The following is a 21,310-nucleotide window of genomic DNA, read 5'->3' on the forward strand; positions in this document are numbered from 1 at the left end:
CACAATTCACGATCCAAAATAGCGTGTTGCAATTTGATACGTGATGAATGCCATTAGATAAGCCAAACCAAATAAATAGATAGTCATGAAACTCACCGTTTTCAAGGAGCCAGTTTCACGTTTAACTGTCGCCAGTGTCGCCAAGCAATGTGGCGCATAAATAAACCATACCAATAATGATAGACCGGTTGCCAATGACCAACCCAATGACCCATCGCTACTAATTAAATTTGCCAGACCTTGAGACATGGCATCTTCATCTGTTGCAGACAAGGCATACACCGTACCCAATGCCGCCACAACGACTTCACGTGCCGCCATCGCTGGAATTAAGGCAATACAGATCTGCCAATTAAAACCTAATGGTGCAAAGATCGGTTGTAATACATGCCCAAGCATACCTGCCAATGAATAATCAATATCCGGCAAGGTTGCTCCTTCTGGCGGTTGCGGGAAAGTACACAAGAACCATAACAAAATCGATAAAGCGAAAATGATGCCACCGACACGTTTCAAGAAAATCTTGGCACGGTCCAGTAAACCAATCCAAACACTCTTAATATCTGGGAAACGGTAGCTTGGAAGTTCCATCAATAAGGCATGCTGTGATTTATCTTTTTGGAAGAATTTCAGCACTGTTGCCACAATTAAGGCACTCACAATCCCGGCTGCATATAATGCAAATAGCACCAAGCCTTGTAAGTTAAAGACGCCCCAGACCATTTGCTCTGGAATAAATGCCGAGATCAGCAAGGCATAAACCGGTAAACGTGCCGAACAAGTCATCAATGGCGCAACTAAAATCGTTACCAGACGATCTCGAGGATCTTGAATACTCCGAGTTGCCATGATGCCCGGTACAGCACAGGCAAAGCTCGACAGCAAAGGAATAAAAGCACGTCCACTCAAACCCGCTTTAAACATCAGCTTATCTAGTAAGAATGCTGCACGTGGTAAATAACCTGATTCTTCTAAAACCAAAATAAAGAAGAATAAAATTAAAATCTGCGGCAAGAACACCACTACACCGCCTGCACCAGCAATGATCCCATCAACCACCAAGCTGTTCAGGAGTGGATGTGAAATGTGTTCACCGACCAATTCACCGAACCAACCGAAGAAGGTTTCAATACCATCCATAAAGGGCGCAGCCCATGCAAACACCGCTTGGAAGATAATAAACATCATCACCGCTAAGGTAATTAAACCAAAGACTGGATGTAAAAAAATTTTATCGAGGAAGTCTGAGCGTTTATCTTCATGATCAACAAACACCACCACGTCTTTTAAAATTTGTTCAATTTTTTCGTGGTTAGTCCCAGAAAGATTGGTATCACTTAATGACGCATCTGGTTTTCTGAAGCCTTCGGCATCCAAAGCGCCCATTAAGTTTTCAATACCTGCATTACGTACAGCAACGGTTTCTACGACAGGCACACCCAAACGCTGAGACAGCTTTTGGGTATTGATTTGCATGCCACGACGACGTGCTTCATCCATCATGTTGAGGACAAGTAAAATTGGACGACCCAAATCGATCATTTCCATGACCAAACCGAGGTGCAATTTTAAGTTTGTCGCATCAACTACACATAAAAAGACATCTTGATGCCCTTCTTCTGCAATTTTACCTTGCACGACATCACGCGTAATGGCTTCATCAGGACTCGTCGCTTCTAAGCTATATGTCCCCGGCAAATCCAAAACTCGAACAGATTTACCCGATGGCAACGTAAATTGACCAACTTTACGCTCAACCGTTACCCCAGCATAGTTCGCAACTTTCTGACGTGTACCAGTTAAATGATTGAATAATGAAGTTTTACCACAGTTTGGATTACCAACGAGGGCAATACGTAACGCATCACTCATGCTGATGCCCCTTCCATTGCTATTTCCACTTTTTCAGCTTCTACTTTTCGCAGTGCGAAACGAGTAAACCCAACTTGAATTAAAATCGGGTCACCACCAAAAATACCTTTGGTAATCACCTGTACTTTTGTTCCGGGAACAAAACCCAAAGTCTCTAAACGGCTAGCGACTAAATCAGCCGGAGCATTGTTGCCATTCTGGTTACGATGTACCTTATGAATGACTGCGCTTTGTTTCACTTTCAAATCAGATAATCGCACGCAACTAACCCTAAAAAATTTTGAACATTATACAAACAAATGAGAATAATTAACAAATCGGATTCGATTTCAATTCTCATTTAACAATCTAGCATCGACACGACTATTTTTTTAAATTACATTGCATTAAACCATTGTGATTTCTTGGTTTAATTTCAAAAATGAGCGGCACATGTTAAATAAAAAACCACGAATCCCGACCCCAGTCCAAATTCCAGAAACACTCAGTTTTTTACACGGATATCGTGATGATTTAATTGCTCAAACGGTCAGTCCACATACTCGAAATGCATATTTATCTGATTTAATTCAATGCAGTGGGTGTCATACACATGTCATGACAGATTGGAGCAGTGACGACATTTCAGATGTCTTGCTCAGCCTGACTAAACAAGGAAAAAGCCCTCGCTCGATCGCCCGCTCACTTTCTGCACTGCGTTCATTTTTCAAGTTCTTACGCGAACAAAAAATACGCAGCGACAATCCTGTTGCAATCCATAAAACACCCAAATTGGGTCGTGCCCTACCAAAGGACTTATCTGAAGCAGATGTCGAAGCACTGATTAATGCCCCTGACCTCAGCACCGCATTGGGTCTACGTGATCGTGCCATGCTCGAAGTGCTGTATGCCTGTGGTTTACGTGTCTCTGAGTTATTAAATTTAAGATTAGAACTGATCAATCTGAAACAAGGCTATTTACGGATTACTGGTAAAGGCAATAAAGAGCGCTTAGTTCCTTTAGGTCAAATGGCGGTGGAATGGATCGAGAAATATTTAGCTGAAGCACGTCCCGTCTTATACAAAAGCGCAACCGATGCTTTATTTCTCACTCAACTCGGTGGAATGATGAGTCGCCAAAACTTTTGGTACGCGATTAAACGCTATGCGCTCATTGCAGGTATTCAAGCCGAATTATCACCACATACCTTGCGTCATGCCTTTGCCACGCATTTGCTCAACCACGGTGCCGACTTACGTGTCGTGCAGATGCTGCTCGGCCACAGTGACTTGTCTACCACGCAAATTTATACCCATGTCGCGCAAGTTCGTATGCAAAAATTACATGCAGACTATCATCCAAGAGCTTAACGGCAGGAAATATCAGACCAAGAAGTTCTATCGTGCCCGATATTTTTTGCTATGCTTACTCACCTGTTTGATAAAGCTAAAAGAAAAGGGTTGTTTATGTTATTTACCCGTTCAAAAATTTTTCTCGCATCGACACTTGTTGCCAGTATGGCGTTAGTGGCTTGTTCTAATTCAAATAATGACGAAAAGAAAGACGCGACATTAACGGCAAGTACACCTGCAACTGGTGAAGCTTCGAATTTATCTGAACGTAATGCTCAGCAGCGTTTAATTGATACTTTGCAATCCAATCTGCAAAAAGCCAATATCAATGCCAAAGTCACTGGGGTGAAAGCGACTGAAGTTCCTAATTTGTTTTGGGTCAGCTTTGAAGGCATGCCTGCGGTCTATGCTACAGCTGATGGTAAATACATTTTCCAAGGCGACGTGGTTCGTTTGGGTGAAAAACAACTCTTTAATGTAGGCGATACCCTACAAGCAGAAGCCGACAAAAAATTATTTGATCAATTAAAAACTGAAGACTTACTGATTTATAAAGCCAAAGGTAAAACCAAACACGTGGTTTATGTATTTACCGATGTCAGCTGTCCTTATTGCCACAAATTACATGAACAAATGGATGATATTAATGCCCGCGGCATTGAAGTCCGTTATATCGCTTGGCCACGTGGTGAACAACACATGCCAATGATGGAAAATATCTGGTGTAGCAAAGACCGTCGTGCCGCATTTGATAAAGCTATTGCCGGTGAGCAAATCGAGCCAGCATCATGTAAAAACCCAGTGCGCAGCATGTATGAAATGGGTTTAAATATCGGTGTGAATGGTACGCCAGCGATCTATAACGCAGAAGGTAAACACATCGGTGCGTACATGTCGGCTTCCGAACTTGAAAGTGCGCTTAAATAACTAATTTTTATAGGCTAAATGAATGTTTTTTATGGGTAGGAATAAAGTGATTTCTACCCTAGAGTCCGAACGTTTTTTTAGCTATGATCTAAACTCACTTAAAGCAATGATGAAATAAATGGAGTGTGACGTGAAACCAGTTCGTCTGGCAATCCTCGGTCTTGGTACTGTGGGTGGTGGTGCCCTTAAACTACTAAAAGAAAATGCTGCTGAGATTAAACGTCGCACCGGTCGTGAAATTGAAATTACCCATGTGGGTACGCGTCGCCCTCGTCCTGATTTAGAACTGCCTGCTTCAGTGAAGCAAAGTGCTGATTTATTAGATATCGTCCGTCAACCCGATGTAGACGTTGTGGTTGAAGTTATGGGCGGCATTCACCCTGCGTATGAAGTAATTCGTGAAGCAATCGTTCATGGCAAACAAGTGGTTACAGCCAACAAAGCTTTATTAGCTGAACACGGCAATGAATTATTTAAATTGGCCGATGATCATCACGTTCAGATTGCTTATGAAGCAGCTGTCGCAGGCGGTATCCCAATTATTAAAGTCCTCCGTGAAGGTTTGGCAGCCAATAAAATTGACTGGCTTGCAGGTATTATTAACGGTACAGGTAACTTTATCCTGACTGAAATGCGTGAAAAAGGTCGTGCCTTTGCAGACGTTCTCAAAGAAGCGCAAGAACTCGGTTATGCCGAAGCAGATCCAACTTTCGACGTCGAAGGAATCGATGCAGCGCACAAGTTAACATTGCTGGCTTCTATTGCTTTTGGTATCCCACTCCAGTTTAACAAAGTCTTCACTGAAGGCATCAGCAAAGTCACTGCGCAAGATGTCAAATATGCAGAAGACCTTGGTTTCCGTATTAAACATTTAGGTATTGCACGTCGTGCTGCAACGGGTATTGAGCTTCGTGTTCATCCAACGCTGATCCCTGAAGACCAACTGATTGCCAATGTAAATGGCGTTAAAAATGCTGTATTGGTTCAAGCCAATGCTGTTGGTCCAACGCTTTACTATGGCGCAGGCGCAGGTGCAGGCCCGACAGCATCAGCGGTGGTTGCTGACGTTGTCGATATTGTCCGTGACATCTCATATACCGAAGATGGCGCTGGTACAATTCCACAGCTTGCTTTTGAAGCACTGACCGATTTACCAATTCTTCCACGTGAAGAAATGACCACAGGATACTACATCCGTATTAATGCCGAAGATCAAACTGGCGTTCTTGCTGATGTCACTACGATTTTAAGCCGTGCAGGAATCAGCATCGATGCGATCATGCAACAGCCGCGCTTAAAAGACCTTATTCCTATCGTGATTCTGACTGATCCAGTCAAAGAATCTAAAATGGATGAAGCCCTTCAACAAATTCAAGCATTGCCTGTCATTCATGGCGAAATTGTACGAATTCGTTTAGAATCGCTTGATAATTAATCGGGTCGAGGGGAATATTTCAGTTCCTCTCGCCAAGCTCTACACACAATTGGAACATCATCATGTCTAATGCCAATCGTTATACTGGTTTAGTTGACCGCTATCGCGACCGTTTACCCGTATCTGCAACTACTCGCGCAATTTCTTTGGGCGAAGGTAATACGCCACTGATTAAGCTTGAGAACATTCCACGCATTATTGGCAAAAATGTTGAAATTTATGTGAAGTACGAGGGCTTAAACCCGACTGGTTCATTTAAAGACCGTGGTATGACCATGGCCGTAACAAAAGCAGTGGAAGCAGGCTCAAAAGCGATTATTTGTGCCTCTACAGGTAATACATCTGCTGCCGCAGCGGCGTATGCTGCACGTGCGGGTATTAAAGCATTCGTGTTAATCCCAGAAGGCAAAATTGCCATGGGTAAAATGGCACAAGCGATGATGTATGGCGCGGTAACGATGCAAATCCACGGTAACTTCGATGACGGTATGCGTCTTGTAAAAGAAGTTGCGGATCAAGCACCAGTTACGATTGTAAACTCAATCAACCCATACCGTCTGCAAGGTCAAAAAACCATTGCTTACGAAATCGTGGATGAGTTAGGTCGTGCACCAGACTACCACTGCCTACCTGTAGGTAATGCGGGTAACATCACAGCACATTGGATGGGTTATACCGAAGCTGTGGCGAATCAGCCTAAAGAAGAATTTGTACAAGTAGTTTATGATCCTGAAACTGATCAATTCACAGGTCCAAAACCTGCGGGTCTACCAACAATGGTGGGTTACCAAGCTGCTGGCGCGGCACCATTCCTACGCGGCGCACCTGTAGAAAACCCTGAAACTGTAGCAACTGCGATCCGTATTGGTAATCCACAAAGCTGGAACCATGCTAAAGCCGTAGTCCGCGACTCAGAAGGTTGGTTTGACGAACTGCAAGATGCTGAAATCTTAGAAGCACAGCGTCTACTATCTATGTACGAAGGTGTATTCGTAGAACCTGCTTCTGCAGCTTCTATCGGTGGCGCGATTCGTGACATCAAAGCAGGTAAAATTGCTGAAGGTTCTGTGATCGTATGTACTGTAACAGGTAACGGTTTAAAAGATCCTGACACTGCCATCAAGCAATGCCAAGATGCCGTAATGTTGTCGATTGATGCAACTATGGATCAAGTTCGTGATTCAATTCTGTCAAATATGTAATTTATATGCTGACTGAATAAAAAAAAGCCCTGCTCTTGCAGGGCTTTTTTTATATCTTGCATTCACTTCAGCATTTAAACGTTGAGTAAATCTAAATACTGAAAGAATGAAAAATCTGAAATCTTGTTAAATACGTTTTGGTAACTGGCTCGCCCAATTCATTAAACGTGTCGCATCATTGGTTCGTGCAACTGAAGAATCCGCACCCAATAACACCACTACCGCTGGACGGTTATTCAATGTGGTATGCATCACAACACAGCGCCCTGCTTCATTAATAAATCCTGTTTTTGAAATATTAATATTCCAACCACCATTACGCACTAACGCATTGGTATTGTTTGATTTCAATACGCGGTAGCCCAAATTAAAGTCATAACTTGGTGTGGTTGAAAATTGGCGAATCAAACCATACTGCGAAGCGGTATTCACCAAAATACCTAAGTCACGTGCCGAAGCAACATTGCCTGGATGCAAGCCAGTCGATTCCATATAATGAGTCGAGTTCATTCCTAATGAGCGTGCTTTCGCATTCATCGCTGAAATAAATGCAGAACGACCACCTGGATAAGTACGTGCTAATGCCGAAGCCGCTGGATTTTCAGACTTCATTAAAGCAAACAGCAATGCTTCTGCGCGGTTCATACTGTCGCCAGCACGAAGTGTTGAACTTGAGCTTTTACAACCTGAACATGAGAAATCAGACTGTTGTAAGATAATCTTTTCAGACATGTTTAATCGGGCATCTGAAATCACTACTGCTGTCATGAGTTTGGTAATTGATGCAATCGGTAAAGCGGTATTGCTATTTTTGCTATATAGCACTTCACCAGTTTGACCATCCATAACCAGTGCTGCACGCGCATTTACAGAGGGCTGTCCTGCGTATTGATTGGTATCAATAATACGGACCGTCTTTGATGGTGCTGTCTGTACCACACCGCCTGTACTACGTACAGAAGTAGTCACTTTAGTTGACCCTTGAGGAGATAGCTCTTCAGCGCTATAAGACACGTCACCGTTGAGTAACTGGTTTGCATCTTCAGATGACCAGCTAATATTTGACTGCTGACTTGCAGCACTATTCATCACAATTTCAGCAGAACTGAAACTGCTCATACTGAATAAAATTGACATGCCCAAAACGTGCATGAAGGATTTATTTAATTTTTTCACCATTGCTCACTCAACTCAGGATACTAAACATTTGCGCAAGACCAGCAATATGCCGTACATTGGTCACAACTACGAACATTTTTTGCTCACACATTGTGTATGAAGTTTTTCATTTCATATAAGAATAGGATTGCTAATTTTGTCGTTTCATTGCAAGCTTATTTTGCTTTATGTAACAAAAAAAACAGATTTTGATTTGAGGGAGAGTGTAGGTGATCACAGTTTTGGTGGTAGATGACCATGAATTAGTCCGTACTGGTATTTGCCGTATGCTCGAAGACCATGCAGATGTCCAAGTCATTGGACAAGCCGAATCGGGTGAAGATGCGATTACACTTGTTCGCCAACACCATCCAAATGTCGTTCTATTAGATGTCAATATGCCGGGGATCGGAGGTGTAGAAACCACACGTCGCCTACTTCAAACAGCGCCAGATACAAAAGTCCTCGCAGTCAGTGGACTTGCTGAAGAACCCTACCCGTCTTTATTGTTAAAAGCAGGTGCCAAAGGCTATATCACCAAAGGTGCACCAGTTACTGAAATGGTCCGTGCGATTAATAAAGTGATGCAAGGTGGCAAATATTTCAGTGCAGACATTGCGGAACAACTGGCTAGCTCATATTTGTCTGATACACAACAATCACCTTTTGACGCCCTGTCTGAGCGTGAAATGCAAGTTGCCATGATGGTGGTCAATTGTATTAGTGCACAAGAAATTTCCGATAAATTATTTGTTAGCGTTAAAACGGTGAATACCTACCGTTACCGCATTTTTGAAAAACTGAATATTGATAGTGATGTCAAACTAACTCACTTGGCGATTCGCTACGGGTTAATCAAACCTTAACACAACGTACATCCTGTTACTTATGACACAGCGTTCAATCCATAGTGAATTGAACCAGTATCATTTGGGCCTTTGGTACAGTGCTTATCGCTTTATCATCAGTGCCTGTCTGTTACTGGTCTTTTTACTGACCTACACTCAATTCAGTTCAGATTATGAATACCCACGTTTATACCTATATGTATTGACGATTTATTTGCTGTTTACCAGCATTCAATTCATGTCACTTGGACGTTTCAAAGTCCGGATCCCAAACCAGTTACTACTGTTATTCATTGTAGATGTCATTTCGCTGAGCTTACTGACCTTAGCCATCGATGGACCTAATTTACATTTGAGTTTGCTGTTTGTGATTACGATTTTTGCAGCATCCCTGTTATTAGATGCCCAAAAAGCTTTGGTCATCACCCTCATCGCTGTGATTTGCGTGGTGTATCAACTGTTTTTAGGTTCAATTCTTGAATTTACCTCACTCAAAAATTTAACCAACAGTGCGATTTTGGCTTTTTTATTTTGTGTGGTGTATGGCAGTGCGCAAATTGCCGTGAAACGTTTCCAGTTACTAGAAAATCTGAATTTTTCGCAATCCTTAGAGCTACATCGACTACAAAACATTAACCGCTATATCTTGGAGCAGATTGATACGGGCTATTTGGTGTTGGATGAAAACTGTCATGTGGTGCTGAGTAATCCTGCTGCTTGCCATTTACTCGGCATGCCAAATTTTTATCATCATGATCAATATCCACTGTATACCACGCAGCCCGATTTATTTGAATTACTCAAATTTGAAGATTTAAAAAGCGGTGAAAAATTCCAATTTGAATCCCAACAAAGCCAATACCACATTCAGGTACTCGTACAAAAACTCGTTGTGCCGCATCAAATGCTGACCTTGCTGATTTTACAAGATGCACAAAAACTCAATCAGCAAGTGCAACAACTAAAATTAGCCGCTTTAGGGCAACTCTCCGCCAGTATTGCACATGAAATTCGTAATCCTTTAGCGGCGATTGTGCATGCCAATGATTTATATCCGCAAAGTGATACCGAACAACAGCACATGTTGAATCATATGATTTCACGTCAAGCGGTGCGGATTGACCGAATTATTCAAGACACCCTAAATATGGTGCGCAATAAGGAAACCCATCCGACTCGTCTGAATCTAGAGCAATTTTTACCGTTGTTCCTGCAAGAAGATCTGGCAGACATTCAACAGAACATTCGGCTCAATGTACAAGCCAAGACTTTAATCGATTTTGATGAGGCACAGTTCAGACAAATTTTAATCAACCTAATTCGTAATGCGATTCGCCATAACAATCCGGACATGTCGTATATCGAAGTGGTGGCGCGTACGGATCAGAAAAAAGTCCAGATCGATGTCCGAGATTTCGGTCATGGGGTTGCTTTACAAAACCGCGCACAGTTATTTCAACCATTTTTTAGTACCGAAATTACTGGAACTGGTTTAGGATTATATCTTGCTCATAGCTTCTGTGAAGCGAATCAAGCACAGCTTTCCTATGTAGAACAAAAACAGGGAGCTTGCTTTAGGATTGAGTGCTTACAAGCTGTTATTTAATTGTTTTTAGGGGAAAACTGTGGATTCACAACCACTGGTATTGTTAGTTGATGACGAAGAAGACTTATGTATGCTGATGCAGATGTCTTTATCAAGGATGGGGGTTAAAACGCATGTTGCACATCGCCTCGACGAAGCTAAAAAAGCCTTGTCTACCTATAGCTACGATGCCTGTCTAACCGATCTCAACTTACCCGATGGTAATGGTCTACAGCTCTTAGATTGGATGAATGAACACTGTCCTGCCCTGCCCGTTGCTGTGCTTACAGCCTATGGCAACATGGACATTGCCATTGCCGCATTAAAGGCGGGAGCATTCGATTTTGTCAGCAAACCGATCAATCCCAAACATCTTGAAACTGCTACAAAAAGCCCTGAATAAGCCATTGGCCGAAGACATTACTTCGCAAGATGCTTTAGAACATAAAATGTTGATTGGTGAATCGCTTCCAATCCAGCAATTGCGTCGAACTCTAAAGAAAATTGCACGTTCACAAGCACCTGTTTTTATTACGGGTGAATCTGGTACGGGTAAAGAGGTCGTGGCCAATTTGGTTCACCGTTTAAGCAACCGTAATGAAGGACCCTTTATTGCCATTAACTGCGGGGCAATTCCCACAGAGTTAATGGAAAGTGAACTTTTTGGCCATAAAAAAGGCAGCTTTAGTGGTGCCACCCAAGACAAACAAGGTCTGATTCAATCTGCACATGGCGGTAGCTTATTTTTGGACGAAATTGCCGAACTACCTTTAGCCATGCAAGTTAAATTGCTACGCGCAGTACAGGAAAAACGTATTCGTCCTGTAGGTTCAGACTGTGAAATTGACGTTGATTTCCGTGTGATCAGCGCCAGCCATCAGGACTTAGAAGCACTCGTCCAACAAGGTCGCTTCCGCCAAGATTTATTCTTCCGCATCCATGTGATGGATTTAGTGTTGCCTGCCTTACGTGAACGTGGCGACGATATCCTCTTATTGGCTCAACATTTTATTCAAAAAATTAGCCATGAATGGGAAATTGCCACTAGGCCTCTAACTGAACGTGCGAAGAGTTTCCTGCTCAGCCAATATTATCCAGGTAATGTGCGTGAACTCCGCAATATTATCGAACGCGCTATGACCCTCTGCGATGATGATCAGATTGATCTTCAACATCTGCAAAGTGCGCCATTAAGACAACCAAGTGCTCAGTTCAATTCCGCTCCAACAACGAATGAATCCGCTCAGCTAGGTGCAAACAGCAACGAACAGAGTGTGGTCCCTCGCAAACTACCTGAAGAAGGCTTAGAGCTCTTTTTAGAAAATATCGAAAAAGAAGTGCTCATGAATGCGTTGAACATCACCCACTGGAACCGAACCCTTGCCGCAAAAAAATTAGGCATGTCATTCCGTTCATTGCGCTATCGTTTGAAAAAATTCGGTTTAGATACCGAAGACGAAGAGTAAAAGCTTTCCAGCGTATTGCTGTTTATTTTTGATTCAGCAATAACTCTGCAACATGATCGACATAGTGATCTTCACGTGCATCATGTTGCAGCGGATAGTTATAGTCTGGCTGCACCCCAATTCCTTCAATCATTTTGCCATTCGGTGTCAGATATTGCGACACAGTCATTTGTAAAGCCGCACCATTCCTCAATGGAAATAGTTTTTGAACCACACCTTTACCATAACTTTTCTCACCCGCTACCCATGCACGTTTATGCTCTTTTAATGCTGCGGTAAAGACCTCTGCGGCAGAAGCAGAACGATTATTGATTAAGATGCCGACTTTCATATTTTGAAATTCAAAACTTGGTAAAGCCTGAAATTGTTGGTCACCCTCAGATCGACTTCGAGTCGACACAATAATGCCCTGATTCAAAAATAAATCGGCAGACTCTACTGCTGCGGACAGTAACCCCCCAGGGTTATTTCTTAAATCAAACAATACCGCTTTGACACGCGAACCATGACTTTCAATCAAACGCTTTATTTCATTGGCTGTATCTTGTTGAAAAACTTTAACGTGTAAAACTAAAACCTGATTATTTAATAATTTAGATTCTATATCTGTTTCAACTTTAGTGTTTCTGACCAAATTGATCGGTTGACTTGCAGTTATCAACTGTAGATTCAGCGTCGAGCCGATACTGCCGGTAAGCAGGTGTCGCACTTGATCTTGATTGAGTTTTTTGAGTTCTTGATCATCAATTTTAAACACCGCTGCGCCATTTTTCAGACCTAGCTTCGCTGAATCGGCATCAGGCTTTAAATTGGTGATGACCCATTGCTGTAAACCTACATCAAAGCGCAAATTGAAATCGACACTCGCAATATCCCCTTCGGTGTATTGCAAAAGCTGCTTATAGTCTTCAGGTGAAAGATATCGTGAATAACGGTCTAAACCACTGACCATGCCTTTGATGGCTTGTTGGAATAATGCATCGTCATTTTTTTCAACTACATAATTTTCTTTGACAATGCCATAGATCTGAACAAATTGTTGGATCGATTCGACAGGTACTTCGGCATAACTTTGTTCATAGCTGCCATCAAATTCATCGAAAGCCGACTTTGCTTTGTCGGCTCCCCATGTCGAATGACTAGAACACAGCAGCAAGGCTGTAAGGCTTACAACTGACGTCCAGTGTGCTTTAGTCATTCATGCTTCCTTACATTTTAAGATTCAAGAGTAATCAAGTTACGACCTTGCATTTCTGTTGGTACAGGAATGTGCATAAGCGTTAAAAGTGTCGGCGCTACGTCAGCCAAAACACCACCTTCTGTAATTGTTGCATTGGTCGGGCCAACATAGATAAACGGCACAAGTTCAGTGGTATGTTGAGTATGCACCTGACCACTTTGGTAATCCTGCATTTGCTCTACGTTACCATGATCGGCGGTCACGAGCATGTGCCCTTTATTTGCCATCACAGCTTCATACACACGACCTAAGCACGTGTCTACAGCTTCAACTGCTTTGACTGCTGCATCAAATACACCAGTATGTCCGACCATATCACCATTGGCATAGTTCACCACCAGTAAGTCGTACTCACCTGAATTAATTGCGGCAACCAACTCATCAGTGACTTCATAAGCACTCATTTCTGGTTTTAAATCATAAGTCGCAACGTTTGGTGATGGAATCAAAATACGTTTTTCACCCGGATATTCATCTTCACGTCCACCACTGAAGAAGAAGGTCACGTGTGCATATTTTTCAGTTTCAGCAATACGAAGTTGTGTTTTACCCAAATTAGACAGGTATTCACCAATCGAATTATGCAACGCTTCTGGCATATAAGCCACAGGTGCATCAATTGTTGCTTGGTAACGTGTCAACATGACAAATTTTGATAAAGCGGGAACCACTTTACGTTCAAAACCTGCAAAATCTTTTTCCACAAAAGCTTTGGTAATTTCACGCGCACGGTCAGCACGGAAGTTCATAAAGACAACGCTATCACCATCTTGGATCGGTGCTAAATCACCAATACGCGTCGCTTTCACAAACTCATCTGATTCTTCAGCTGCATAAGCCTGCTCTAGACCTTCAACAGCAGTCGCTGCTGTACGCACAGCTTCACCTTCAGTTAAAAGACGATAAGCTTGCTCAACACGATCCCAACGGTTGTCACGGTCCATCGCAAAGTAACGACCAATCATGGTAGCAATACGACCTTGACCCGGATACTGAGCAAACAGCGCATCTAATTTTTCAAGCGAAGGTTGTGCGCTTTTTGGTGGCGTATCACGACCATCAAGGAATGCATGAAGATAAACTTTTGCACCACGTTTTAATGCCAATTCAGCCATCGCCACAATGTGATCTTCATGTGAATGCACACCACCTTCAGACAACAAGCCCATGATATGTACAGCACGGTTTGCAGCTTTGGCTTTTTCAACCGCATCGACTAATACGTCATGTTCAAAGAAGGCACCGGTACGAATATCTTTGGTAATACGAGTAAAGTCTTGATACAGCACACGTCCTGCACCAAGGTTCATGTGGCCCACTTCAGAGTTACCCATTTGACCATCAGGTAAACCAACGTCTTCGCCAGAGCCTGAAATCAATCCATGCGGATGCTTTTCCTGCATTGCAGTCAAGTTTGGTCGTTTTGCTGCTAAAAAGGCATTGTCCTCGACCGCTTCGCGATGACCCACACCATCCATAATTACCAATACGTGTGGGATTTTGCCAGCAGTTGCATCCGTCATAATGAACACTCTTTCGTTTATAAATTAATCATACTATCTTACCGAATTTTCGGTGAAGACTCTATGTGACAACCATGGTTTATCTAGGTCATCAACATTGTTTTACTCAATCTTGCATGCACTTAACGTGCGCGATGCAGCAAGTAGCCACCCGCTACAAACATCAAAATAATTGGTATAAAGACGAACCATGCAGGCGATGGCGCGTACACCAAACTTGCATAACCCAAGAAATCTTGTAAGTAGTAAAAACCCAGTCCAGCAAATAAGGCAATCACCAAGCGGAAACCCATCGACTGTTGACGTAAAGGTCCAAAAATAAATGAACAAGCAATCACCACCAAGGCAATTAAAGCAAAGGGCGAACCAAACTTTTGCCAAAACGCCAATTGGTAAGTTTTCGGGACTTGGCTATATTCATGCATATAGCTCATAAAGCTCACCAATTGACTTGGTGATAAATCTTCAGGGTCAATGGTAACCATATGCACATATTTAGGTTGCAATGCCAATGAAAGCGGCTGTTCAGCATTTTGCTTAGCTACAGCATCACCCGTCGCTAATAGGTCGACTTGGGTTGAATTTTGCAGTGTCCAAGAGCCATTTTTGACAAAATTCCCTTGCTCCGCATCCAAAGTGCCTCGCAAACGATATTTTTCATCAAAATCAACAACCTGAACATCTTTAATTTGACCTTGCGAATTGGCATAGTCAATATAAATAAAGCGCTGGCCTTCACGTGACCAATAGCCTTTGACTTCGCCCAGTTCAGCCGCAGTGCGGTGACTTTTGACGCTTTTGGCTTGTTCATTGGTATAGGGAATGACCCATTCGCTTAATGCAAAGGATAAAACCACCAAAATGAGTGCCGAACGAATCACCCAGCCCACAATCCGCCATAGGCTGATGCCGACCGAACGCATCACAATCAATTCACTGTTTGAAGCTAGAGTCCCTAAACCCAGTACTGCACCAATCAAGGCTGAAATCGGCAAAATTTCATATAAATAATTCGGTGAACTCCATAACACATACTGCAAAGCATTCCATGCGTTATAGCCTTCTTTCAGCGAGCCCAATTCACCTAAATAAGTAAAAAGCACTTGTAAGCCAGCCAATACCGCGGTCGCACCAAGCATGGCTAAAGCAGTAGTTTTGGTCACATGTTTTGCAACTATACGACGTGCCAACATTTTAAGACCTCACTCGCTGAATTTGTTTCTTAATTTTGGGCGCTAATTTTTGTTTACGCGAGAACAATGCCGCTGCAATGCCGTAAATTACCAAAACAAGTGGATAAGCCCAGATGCCCATTTCTTCTTTACTGATCCGCGTTTTGATCGCCATTAAAGCCACGATTAAACTGGCAAAAATAAGTAAGGCGGGGAACAGTTTTAGGTAACGCCCTTGACGAGGACTGACCTCAGACAAAGCGGTGGCAAGCAATAACGCCACCAAAATAGCGAACGGCACAAAGATTCGCCAACCAAGTTCACTGGCAACCACAGGATCATGACGGTTATCCCATAACTTCGAGGTTGGTAAAGCTTCTACTTCAGTACTTTCAAATTTTGCTTCTTTATCATTTTCTAAACGTAAACGATAACTTTGGAATTCTGCTTGAGAATAACGCGGTTGCCCCGGATAAATTTCGTAACGGCGGCCTTCAACTAAATCAACGACATTGGCATTGTCATCTGGCACTTCGACGCGGGTCGCTTCTTTTGCCAAAATAATGACATCAGGCTTACCCTCCTTTTCTGCACGCTGATAGAAGAAAATATCTTTTAAGTTTTTACGGTCTTCTGACAAGTCGCCTGCATAAATGGTATAGGGCCCAGAGGAAATAAACTCTTTCGGGCGAACCAAGTCAAAGCCTGTTCGTACCGCTTGTGAAGTCGTTAATGCTTCAAACTGACGGATGCCCCAAGGCGACGCCCACAGCATCAAAAATGCTTGAACAGCCATAAAGACCACAGTCATTGGCACCAATAAACGTGACAATTGATTGCGACTGACACCGCTACCATTGAGCACAGCCATTTCATGATCGACATACAGACGACCAAAGATCAACATCAGACCAATAAAGAAACCGAGCGGAAGAATTAAGGTTAAAAACTCAGGCAAACGGTAGCCAATGATGCTAAATAAAATACTTGCATCTAAACGGCCCTGAGCCGCCACACCAAAGTACTTGATCAAACGACCACCCATCATGATCAAGGTCAATAAGGCAATCACAACCAGTGATGTCGACACCACTTGCTTGACCAGATAACGCCGAATAATCAAATTAATTCTTCCAAAAATAGGGCCAATAAAAACTAGCGTTAGTTTACCCGAATGTAGAAAATATAAAACCTATACCCTTGTTGCTCATTGAAACTCTATTCATATAAATGTTTCAATGGTTTAATGGTTTATAAATTTAAAAAGGCATAAATACCGCACATGAAACTTTCTATTAATACGTCATTCCAAGCGAATGCGTCCAGCCAATATTTGTTGATATTAGTAGATTCTGAGCACGTTACAAATGCAGCTACTTCATATCAAATCAATGATTTAGATAATTTAATTGAAGCGACTCAATTTAAAGCAGCACTCAATGAAAGCCTGCCTTTGGTGGCGAACATTGCCGCTTGTCGCAATAGCGCTCTTTTAGGCCTCGGCAAAGTTGCTGAATTACAGGTCAATAAATTTGCAAAAATTGCACAAACCATTATTAAAGCGTCACAAAAAAAATTCAAACAGATCAATGTCGATATCTCTGCCCTACCACAAGAACAACATTATTTATTTGCACTTAGCCTGACGCAAGCGGCTTATGCCTTTGATGAATACAAGTCTAAGAAAAATGAATTTGTTTTGGAGCAGATCCATTTAATCGCTGCTGAAAGTCCATTAACCACTGCACAGCTTGACTTAATTTCTGCAGTACAATCAGGTCAAAGTTTTACCCGTGACCTAGGTAACCGTCCGGGCAATATCTGTTTCCCTGAATATTTAGCCGAACAAGCTCAAGCGCTTGCAGCTGAATTTCCGGATCAACTCAAAGTGACTGTACTCGATGAACAGCAAATGGCTGATCTCGGTATGGGTGCTTTCCTTGCTGTGAGCAAAGGTTCTGACCGTCCAGGCCGTATTATTACCATCGAATACCTTTCAAACCGTGAAGAAGCACCTGTGGTGCTTGTTGGTAAAGGCGTGACTTTTGATACGGGTGGTATCTCACTTAAACCCGGTGCGGGCATGGATGAAATGAAATTCGACATGTGCGGCTCTGCATCAGTTTTGGGTACTATCCGTGCGTTATGTGAAGCGAAATTACCGATTCATGTGGTCGGCGCAATTGCTGCTGCAGAAAACATGCCGTCTGGTCATGCCACTCGCCCGGGCGACATCGTGACAACCATGAGCGGTCAAACCGTTGAAATTTTAAATACCGATGCCGAAGGTCGTTTGGTGCTGTGCGATACCTTGACCTATGTAAAACGCTTTAACCCTGCACTGGTGATTGATATTGCAACCCTCACTGGTGCATGTGTTGTGGCATTAGGTTCAGTCCTTACCGGTATGTTCACCCCTGATGATGAACTTGCGGCTGAATTGACTGCTGCGGGTCAACATAGCTTTGACCGCGTATGGCGCATGCCAGTGATTGAAGATTATCAAGAACAACTTGATTCTCCATTTGCAGATATTGCCAACATTGGTGGTCCAAAAGCAGGCTCTGTGACCGCTGCATGTTTCCTTCAACGCTTTACGCGTGAATACCGTTGGGCGCATTTAGACATTGCTGGGACTGCATGGAACTCTGGTGCAAATAAAGGTGCAACAGGTCGTCCTGTACCATTATTAATGCAATTCTTAGCGAATCGTGCTCAAGCGAATGGCTAAAGTTAGCTTTTATTTATTTGAAAAAAGTCCTGAACGACAAGTCGAAAGCACTTGTCGTTTATGCCGTAAGATCCTGCGTCAGCCTGTACGTATTTGGCTACATTGTGCTGACCCAGACTTACAGCAACAACTTGATGAACGCCTGTGGAGTTTCGATCACACAGGTTTCATTCCCCATGGTATCGATCAACCCGAGGCAACGGTCTGTATTTCTGCCCAATTGCCTGAGCAAGCCGACTGGATTGTGTTTAATTTTAACGATCAAGCACTTGAACAGTTCGCAAGTTTTAGTCACATTATCGAAATTATTGAAAATAACGAACCCGCTAAAATTATCGGGCGTGAAAAATATAAACAATATCGACGTTTGGGCGTTCAACCGCAGACCCATAAACTTTAACGTGATATTGGTTTTACCCTATTTGCAAGGAGGTGCACCATGGCATTGAATGTCGGTCCAGACTTTAAACAGCGCTGGTTAAAAGTACCTGAAGCTATTCGTCAGACCTTTATTGATGACCTTGGTCGCGTTTGCGATGTCCTCAATCCCAGTACAGACATTCAACAATGGCTAGTCAATGACCAACAGCAACAGCAAATGTCTTTTGACAAAATTGAGTCTGCCTATGCAGATTTAAAAGCACAGTTGATAGAAGATGCTCGTATACGTAAACAACTGGCTTTAGAAAAAGCCTTAGAAGAAAAACGTGAAGCTGAACAAGCCTATGCAGAACAACTGAAACGTGACGAAGAGTTACGCTTTGCTGCACAAACGCAAGCGCTCACCATGATGCAGCATAACCTTAATCGTGAAGTACAACACTATGCCGCTCGCTATCATAAAAACCCTGAAACGGGTTTAGCGGGATTAAGTCAAAGCTTATCGGTGAGCGAAGGACAGATGTTGTCAGAACTCGAAAGTGTACGCGTGCGTTTGGAACTTGAAGCAGAAACGCAAATCGAAATGGCCGTCAGTGATTTCCGTGCAAAATTGAAAGCAGCCGCACAAGAAGAAATTGACTATATCTTAGAAAACTCCAATTTTTCGACAGAATCTACATCGTCCCAAGCATCTTAAGCTGTCGATCGAAATCTGGTCATTGTCATTAAACTGACATGTATTTGCAACATGATGTTCATATGGCTGAAGCATTGTCCCTCAGAACACAATGCTTCCGGCATCCTAAAAATATAATCATGCATCCAGATGGGAATTCAATATGGACATCATTCACCAGATTACCCAGAAAATATCCTCTCTATCTGCTGGAGAACAATGGGACATTCGTGCCAAAGATCTTTGGCTGAGTCATTCAGACTTTCACAGTATTTCGGTGTATCTCAGCCGTGAATCAGAAAAAGGTGGTTTTAGCATTCAGCAACCGCCCCACAGCTCGATTTTTCAAACCCTTGATGTAGTGACCGTTACAAAACACTAAGTGGTCATCGACTCCATAAAAAAAGCCCACAACTGTGGGCTTTTTTTATGTCTAAGTTTGGCTTAGACCAAATCTACAACTGCAGAAACGGTATGTCCTAGGAAATAACCAATACCAAGTAATAATCCAATCCAGATGAAACCACCCAGCACGTTATAGAACATAAATGTACCGAGGCTCATGCGCGCAGACCCAGCGGCAAAAGGCGCAAAAGAACGTACAAAAGGTACAAAGCGTGCGACTAAAATCGTTTTACCGCCATGCTTCATAAAATATTTATTGGTTTTGACCATATATTCGGGCTTAAAGTAACGTGTGTGCTTATTAAAGTACTTAATGCCTAACACGCTGCCCGTATAGTAATTGACGCAGTAGCCCAAGACCGATGCGACAAATAACATCAGCCCCATGGTGTGTAAATGCACCACTTCCGTCGTTGAGCATAATGCGCCAATGGCAAGCAACAGGCTGTCTCCCGGCAGGAAGAACATAAATACTGAACCCGTTTCTGAAAATATCACCAGAAATAAAATGGCATAAATCCACACACCATAATTTTCCAATAACATGGGTAACCACTGTTCCAGATTCAGTAAGAAATCAATCATTATCACCTGTCTGATTATTCATCATATATGTCATTCCGCGACGCATTATCACCAAAAATAAAAAAACAGTCTAATTTTTCAATCAGACTGTTTGGTTTTCTTCGGTATCAACTTATTTCAAGAAGCCATTTTCAGCGAGAAAATCTAAGCTAATTTTAGATTGCGCTGTGGTCTCAGCGGCTTTATCACCAAGCAATAAACGCTCAATATAACGTGCTAAAACATCCACTTCTAAGTTCACTTTAGCCCCAGCCTTCCACGTACCGATATTGGTTCGTTCAGCCGTGTGCGGAATTAAATTTAAGCTCAGCACATTGCCACGTAAATGGTTAATTGTCAGGCTAATACCATCCACGGTCACAGAGCCTTTTTCCGCTAAATAGCGTGCAATTTCTTTCGGTGCGGTCACTTCAAAATAAATAGAACGCGCATCTGAACGAACTTGAGTGATTTCACCCACGGCATCGACATGACCACTGACAATATGTCCACCAAAACGCGTAGTCGGCAACATGGCTTTTTCCACATTCACCGCCTGCCCTGCTTTCCAGTGCTCCAAGGTGGTCCGATTTAAACTTTCACGTGAAACATCGGCTGCATACCAATTACTGCCAAAGTCAATCACGGTTAAGCAAATGCCATTGGTGGCAATAGAATCCCCCAAATGCACATCCGACATGTCTAAATCTGTCTGGATACGTAAGCGGACATCGCCACCCACGTTTTGAATGCTTTCAACTTTACCTAGACTTTCAATAATGCCTGTAAACAT

Annotated in this window: 21 protein-coding genes; 12 read left to right on the top strand and 9 right to left on the bottom strand. The window is 42.7% G+C overall.

Annotation, left to right across the window (positions count from 1 at the left end; translation table 11 throughout):
- Positions 1 to 6: 6 nt before the first annotated feature.
- Complete coding sequence (feoB, locus tag FTU17_RS02150; RefSeq protein ID WP_180134594.1) at positions 7 to 1,872, bottom strand: ferrous iron transport protein B; 1,866 nt, start codon at positions 1,870 to 1,872, stop codon at positions 7 to 9.
- Positions 1,869 to 2,132 carry a FeoA family protein gene (locus tag FTU17_RS02155; protein WP_078189444.1) on the bottom strand — a complete coding sequence of 88 codons (264 nt, stop codon included), beginning with the start codon at positions 2,130 to 2,132 and terminating at the stop codon, positions 1,869 to 1,871. The genes feoB and FTU17_RS02155 overlap by 4 nt, the downstream gene beginning before the upstream one ends.
- Before the next feature lie 172 nt (positions 2,133 to 2,304).
- Here FTU17_RS02155 and xerD point away from each other — a divergent pair, with 172 nt between their 5' ends.
- From xerD to thrC, 4 genes are all read left to right on the top strand, one after another.
- Positions 2,305 to 3,222 carry a site-specific tyrosine recombinase XerD gene (gene xerD, locus FTU17_RS02160; RefSeq protein ID WP_180134595.1) on the top strand — a complete coding sequence of 306 codons (918 nt, stop codon included), beginning with the start codon at positions 2,305 to 2,307 and terminating at the stop codon, positions 3,220 to 3,222.
- A 96-nt stretch (positions 3,223 to 3,318) separates the two neighbouring features.
- Complete coding sequence (locus tag FTU17_RS02165) at positions 3,319 to 4,131, top strand: DsbC family protein (protein ID WP_180134596.1); 813 nt, start codon at positions 3,319 to 3,321, stop codon at positions 4,129 to 4,131.
- A gap of 130 nt (positions 4,132 to 4,261) precedes the next feature.
- Positions 4,262 to 5,566, top strand: coding sequence for a homoserine dehydrogenase (locus FTU17_RS02170; RefSeq protein WP_180008061.1), 1,305 nt, complete (start codon positions 4,262 to 4,264; stop codon positions 5,564 to 5,566).
- 62 nt (positions 5,567 to 5,628) lie between these two features.
- The gene (gene thrC / locus FTU17_RS02175) at positions 5,629 to 6,768 is read left to right on the top strand and encodes a threonine synthase (RefSeq protein ID WP_078189447.1); all 1,140 of its coding nucleotides are present in this window, start codon (positions 5,629 to 5,631) and stop codon (positions 6,766 to 6,768) included.
- A gap of 126 nt (positions 6,769 to 6,894) precedes the next feature.
- On the opposite strand, the gene FTU17_RS02180 is transcribed toward thrC, so the two are convergent.
- Positions 6,895 to 7,944: a serine hydrolase gene (locus tag FTU17_RS02180; protein WP_180134606.1), complete on the bottom strand. Its 1,050-nt coding sequence runs from the start codon at positions 7,942 to 7,944 to the stop codon at positions 6,895 to 6,897.
- A gap of 212 nt (positions 7,945 to 8,156) precedes the next feature.
- On the opposite strand from FTU17_RS02180, the gene FTU17_RS02185 reads away from it, so the two are divergent.
- Genes FTU17_RS02185 through FTU17_RS02195 form a run of 4 tightly spaced genes read left to right on the top strand, consistent with a single transcriptional unit; the run spans position 8,157 to position 11,825 of the window.
- Positions 8,157 to 8,792 carry a response regulator gene (locus FTU17_RS02185; RefSeq protein ID WP_078189449.1) on the top strand — a complete coding sequence of 212 codons (636 nt, stop codon included), beginning with the start codon at positions 8,157 to 8,159 and terminating at the stop codon, positions 8,790 to 8,792.
- A 22-nt stretch (positions 8,793 to 8,814) separates the two neighbouring features.
- Entirely contained in the window at positions 8,815 to 10,380 is a 1,566-nt protein-coding gene (locus tag FTU17_RS02190) for a PAS domain-containing sensor histidine kinase (RefSeq protein WP_180039937.1), read from the top strand.
- 19 nt (positions 10,381 to 10,399) lie between these two features.
- Positions 10,400 to 10,762, top strand: a complete 363-nt coding sequence (locus FTU17_RS17720) for a response regulator (RefSeq protein WP_373684048.1) — start codon at positions 10,400 to 10,402, stop codon at positions 10,760 to 10,762.
- 46 nt (positions 10,763 to 10,808) lie between these two features.
- Complete coding sequence (locus FTU17_RS02195; RefSeq protein WP_373684049.1) at positions 10,809 to 11,825, top strand: sigma-54 interaction domain-containing protein; 1,017 nt, start codon at positions 10,809 to 10,811, stop codon at positions 11,823 to 11,825.
- A 22-nt stretch (positions 11,826 to 11,847) separates the two neighbouring features.
- Here FTU17_RS02195 and FTU17_RS02200 read toward each other — a convergent pair whose 3' ends face one another.
- The 4 genes from FTU17_RS02200 to lptF all read right to left on the bottom strand — a co-directional run bounded on the left by FTU17_RS02200 (position 11,848) and on the right by lptF (position 16,883).
- Complete coding sequence (locus FTU17_RS02200; RefSeq protein ID WP_180134597.1) at positions 11,848 to 13,023, bottom strand: S41 family peptidase; 1,176 nt, start codon at positions 13,021 to 13,023, stop codon at positions 11,848 to 11,850.
- A gap of 17 nt (positions 13,024 to 13,040) precedes the next feature.
- Positions 13,041 to 14,588 (bottom strand): 2,3-bisphosphoglycerate-independent phosphoglycerate mutase, encoded by a 1,548-nt coding sequence (gpmI, locus tag FTU17_RS02205; RefSeq protein WP_180049867.1) that lies wholly within the window; start codon positions 14,586 to 14,588, stop codon positions 13,041 to 13,043.
- Between the two features lie 122 nt (positions 14,589 to 14,710).
- Entirely contained in the window at positions 14,711 to 15,781 is a 1,071-nt protein-coding gene (gene lptG / locus FTU17_RS02210; protein WP_168378229.1) for an LPS export ABC transporter permease LptG, read from the bottom strand.
- A 1-nt stretch (position 15,782) separates the two neighbouring features.
- A complete protein-coding gene (lptF, locus tag FTU17_RS02215) occupies positions 15,783 to 16,883 on the bottom strand; it encodes an LPS export ABC transporter permease LptF (RefSeq protein ID WP_180134598.1) in 1,101 nt (366 codons plus the stop codon).
- Between the two features lie 159 nt (positions 16,884 to 17,042).
- Between lptF and FTU17_RS02220 the strand changes: the two genes are divergently transcribed.
- From FTU17_RS02220 to FTU17_RS02235, 4 genes are all read left to right on the top strand, one after another.
- Positions 17,043 to 18,491, top strand: coding sequence for a leucyl aminopeptidase (locus FTU17_RS02220; protein WP_180134599.1), 1,449 nt, complete (start codon positions 17,043 to 17,045; stop codon positions 18,489 to 18,491).
- Positions 18,484 to 18,891: a DNA polymerase III subunit chi gene (locus FTU17_RS02225; RefSeq protein ID WP_078192594.1), complete on the top strand. Its 408-nt coding sequence runs from the start codon at positions 18,484 to 18,486 to the stop codon at positions 18,889 to 18,891. Before FTU17_RS02220 ends, FTU17_RS02225 begins: the two co-directional genes overlap by 8 nt.
- Before the next feature lie 39 nt (positions 18,892 to 18,930).
- Positions 18,931 to 19,569: a hypothetical protein gene (locus FTU17_RS02230; RefSeq protein WP_180134600.1), complete on the top strand. Its 639-nt coding sequence runs from the start codon at positions 18,931 to 18,933 to the stop codon at positions 19,567 to 19,569.
- 142 nt (positions 19,570 to 19,711) lie between these two features.
- The gene (locus FTU17_RS02235) at positions 19,712 to 19,930 is read left to right on the top strand and encodes a hypothetical protein (RefSeq protein WP_078192596.1); all 219 of its coding nucleotides are present in this window, start codon (positions 19,712 to 19,714) and stop codon (positions 19,928 to 19,930) included.
- A 62-nt stretch (positions 19,931 to 19,992) separates the two neighbouring features.
- On the opposite strand, the gene FTU17_RS02240 is transcribed toward FTU17_RS02235, so the two are convergent.
- Entirely contained in the window at positions 19,993 to 20,538 is a 546-nt protein-coding gene (locus FTU17_RS02240; RefSeq protein ID WP_180134601.1) for a VTT domain-containing protein, read from the bottom strand.
- A 112-nt stretch (positions 20,539 to 20,650) separates the two neighbouring features.
- Positions 20,651 to 21,310 carry a riboflavin synthase gene (locus tag FTU17_RS02245; RefSeq protein ID WP_078192598.1) on the bottom strand — a complete coding sequence of 220 codons (660 nt, stop codon included), beginning with the start codon at positions 21,308 to 21,310 and terminating at the stop codon, positions 20,651 to 20,653.

The organism is Acinetobacter sp. YH12070 (genome assembly GCF_013419625.1).
GTDB lineage: Bacteria > Pseudomonadota > Gammaproteobacteria > Pseudomonadales > Moraxellaceae > Acinetobacter > Acinetobacter amyesii.

Bases quoted from the DNA above. Each gene is read 5' to 3' on its own strand.
- FTU17_RS02240 (WP_180134601.1), bottom strand. From the start codon at position 20,538: ATGATTGATTTCTTACTGAATCTGGAACAGTGGTTACCCATGTTATTG.
- xerD (WP_180134595.1), top strand. From the start codon at position 2,305: ATGTTAAATAAAAAACCACGAATCCCGACCCCAGTCCAAATTCCAGAA.
- FTU17_RS02190 (WP_180039937.1), top strand. From the start codon at position 8,815: ATGACACAGCGTTCAATCCATAGTGAATTGAACCAGTATCATTTGGGC.
- feoB (WP_180134594.1), bottom strand. From the start codon at position 1,872: ATGAGTGATGCGTTACGTATTGCCCTCGTTGGTAATCCAAACTGTGGT.
- FTU17_RS02235 (WP_078192596.1), top strand. From the start codon at position 19,712: ATGGACATCATTCACCAGATTACCCAGAAAATATCCTCTCTATCTGCT.
- FTU17_RS02165 (WP_180134596.1), top strand. From the start codon at position 3,319: ATGTTATTTACCCGTTCAAAAATTTTTCTCGCATCGACACTTGTTGCC.
- FTU17_RS02230 (WP_180134600.1), top strand. From the start codon at position 18,931: ATGGCATTGAATGTCGGTCCAGACTTTAAACAGCGCTGGTTAAAAGTA.
- gpmI (WP_180049867.1), bottom strand. From the start codon at position 14,588: ATGACGGATGCAACTGCTGGCAAAATCCCACACGTATTGGTAATTATG.
- thrC (WP_078189447.1), top strand. From the start codon at position 5,629: ATGTCTAATGCCAATCGTTATACTGGTTTAGTTGACCGCTATCGCGAC.
- FTU17_RS02225 (WP_078192594.1), top strand. From the start codon at position 18,484: ATGGCTAAAGTTAGCTTTTATTTATTTGAAAAAAGTCCTGAACGACAA.
- FTU17_RS02220 (WP_180134599.1), top strand. From the start codon at position 17,043: ATGAAACTTTCTATTAATACGTCATTCCAAGCGAATGCGTCCAGCCAA.
- FTU17_RS02195 (WP_373684049.1), top strand. From the start codon at position 10,809: ATGTTGATTGGTGAATCGCTTCCAATCCAGCAATTGCGTCGAACTCTA.
- FTU17_RS02245 (WP_078192598.1), bottom strand. From the start codon at position 21,310: ATGTTTACAGGCATTATTGAAAGTCTAGGTAAAGTTGAAAGCATTCAA.
- lptG (WP_168378229.1), bottom strand. From the start codon at position 15,781: ATGTTGGCACGTCGTATAGTTGCAAAACATGTGACCAAAACTACTGCT.
- FTU17_RS02200 (WP_180134597.1), bottom strand. From the start codon at position 13,023: ATGACTAAAGCACACTGGACGTCAGTTGTAAGCCTTACAGCCTTGCTG.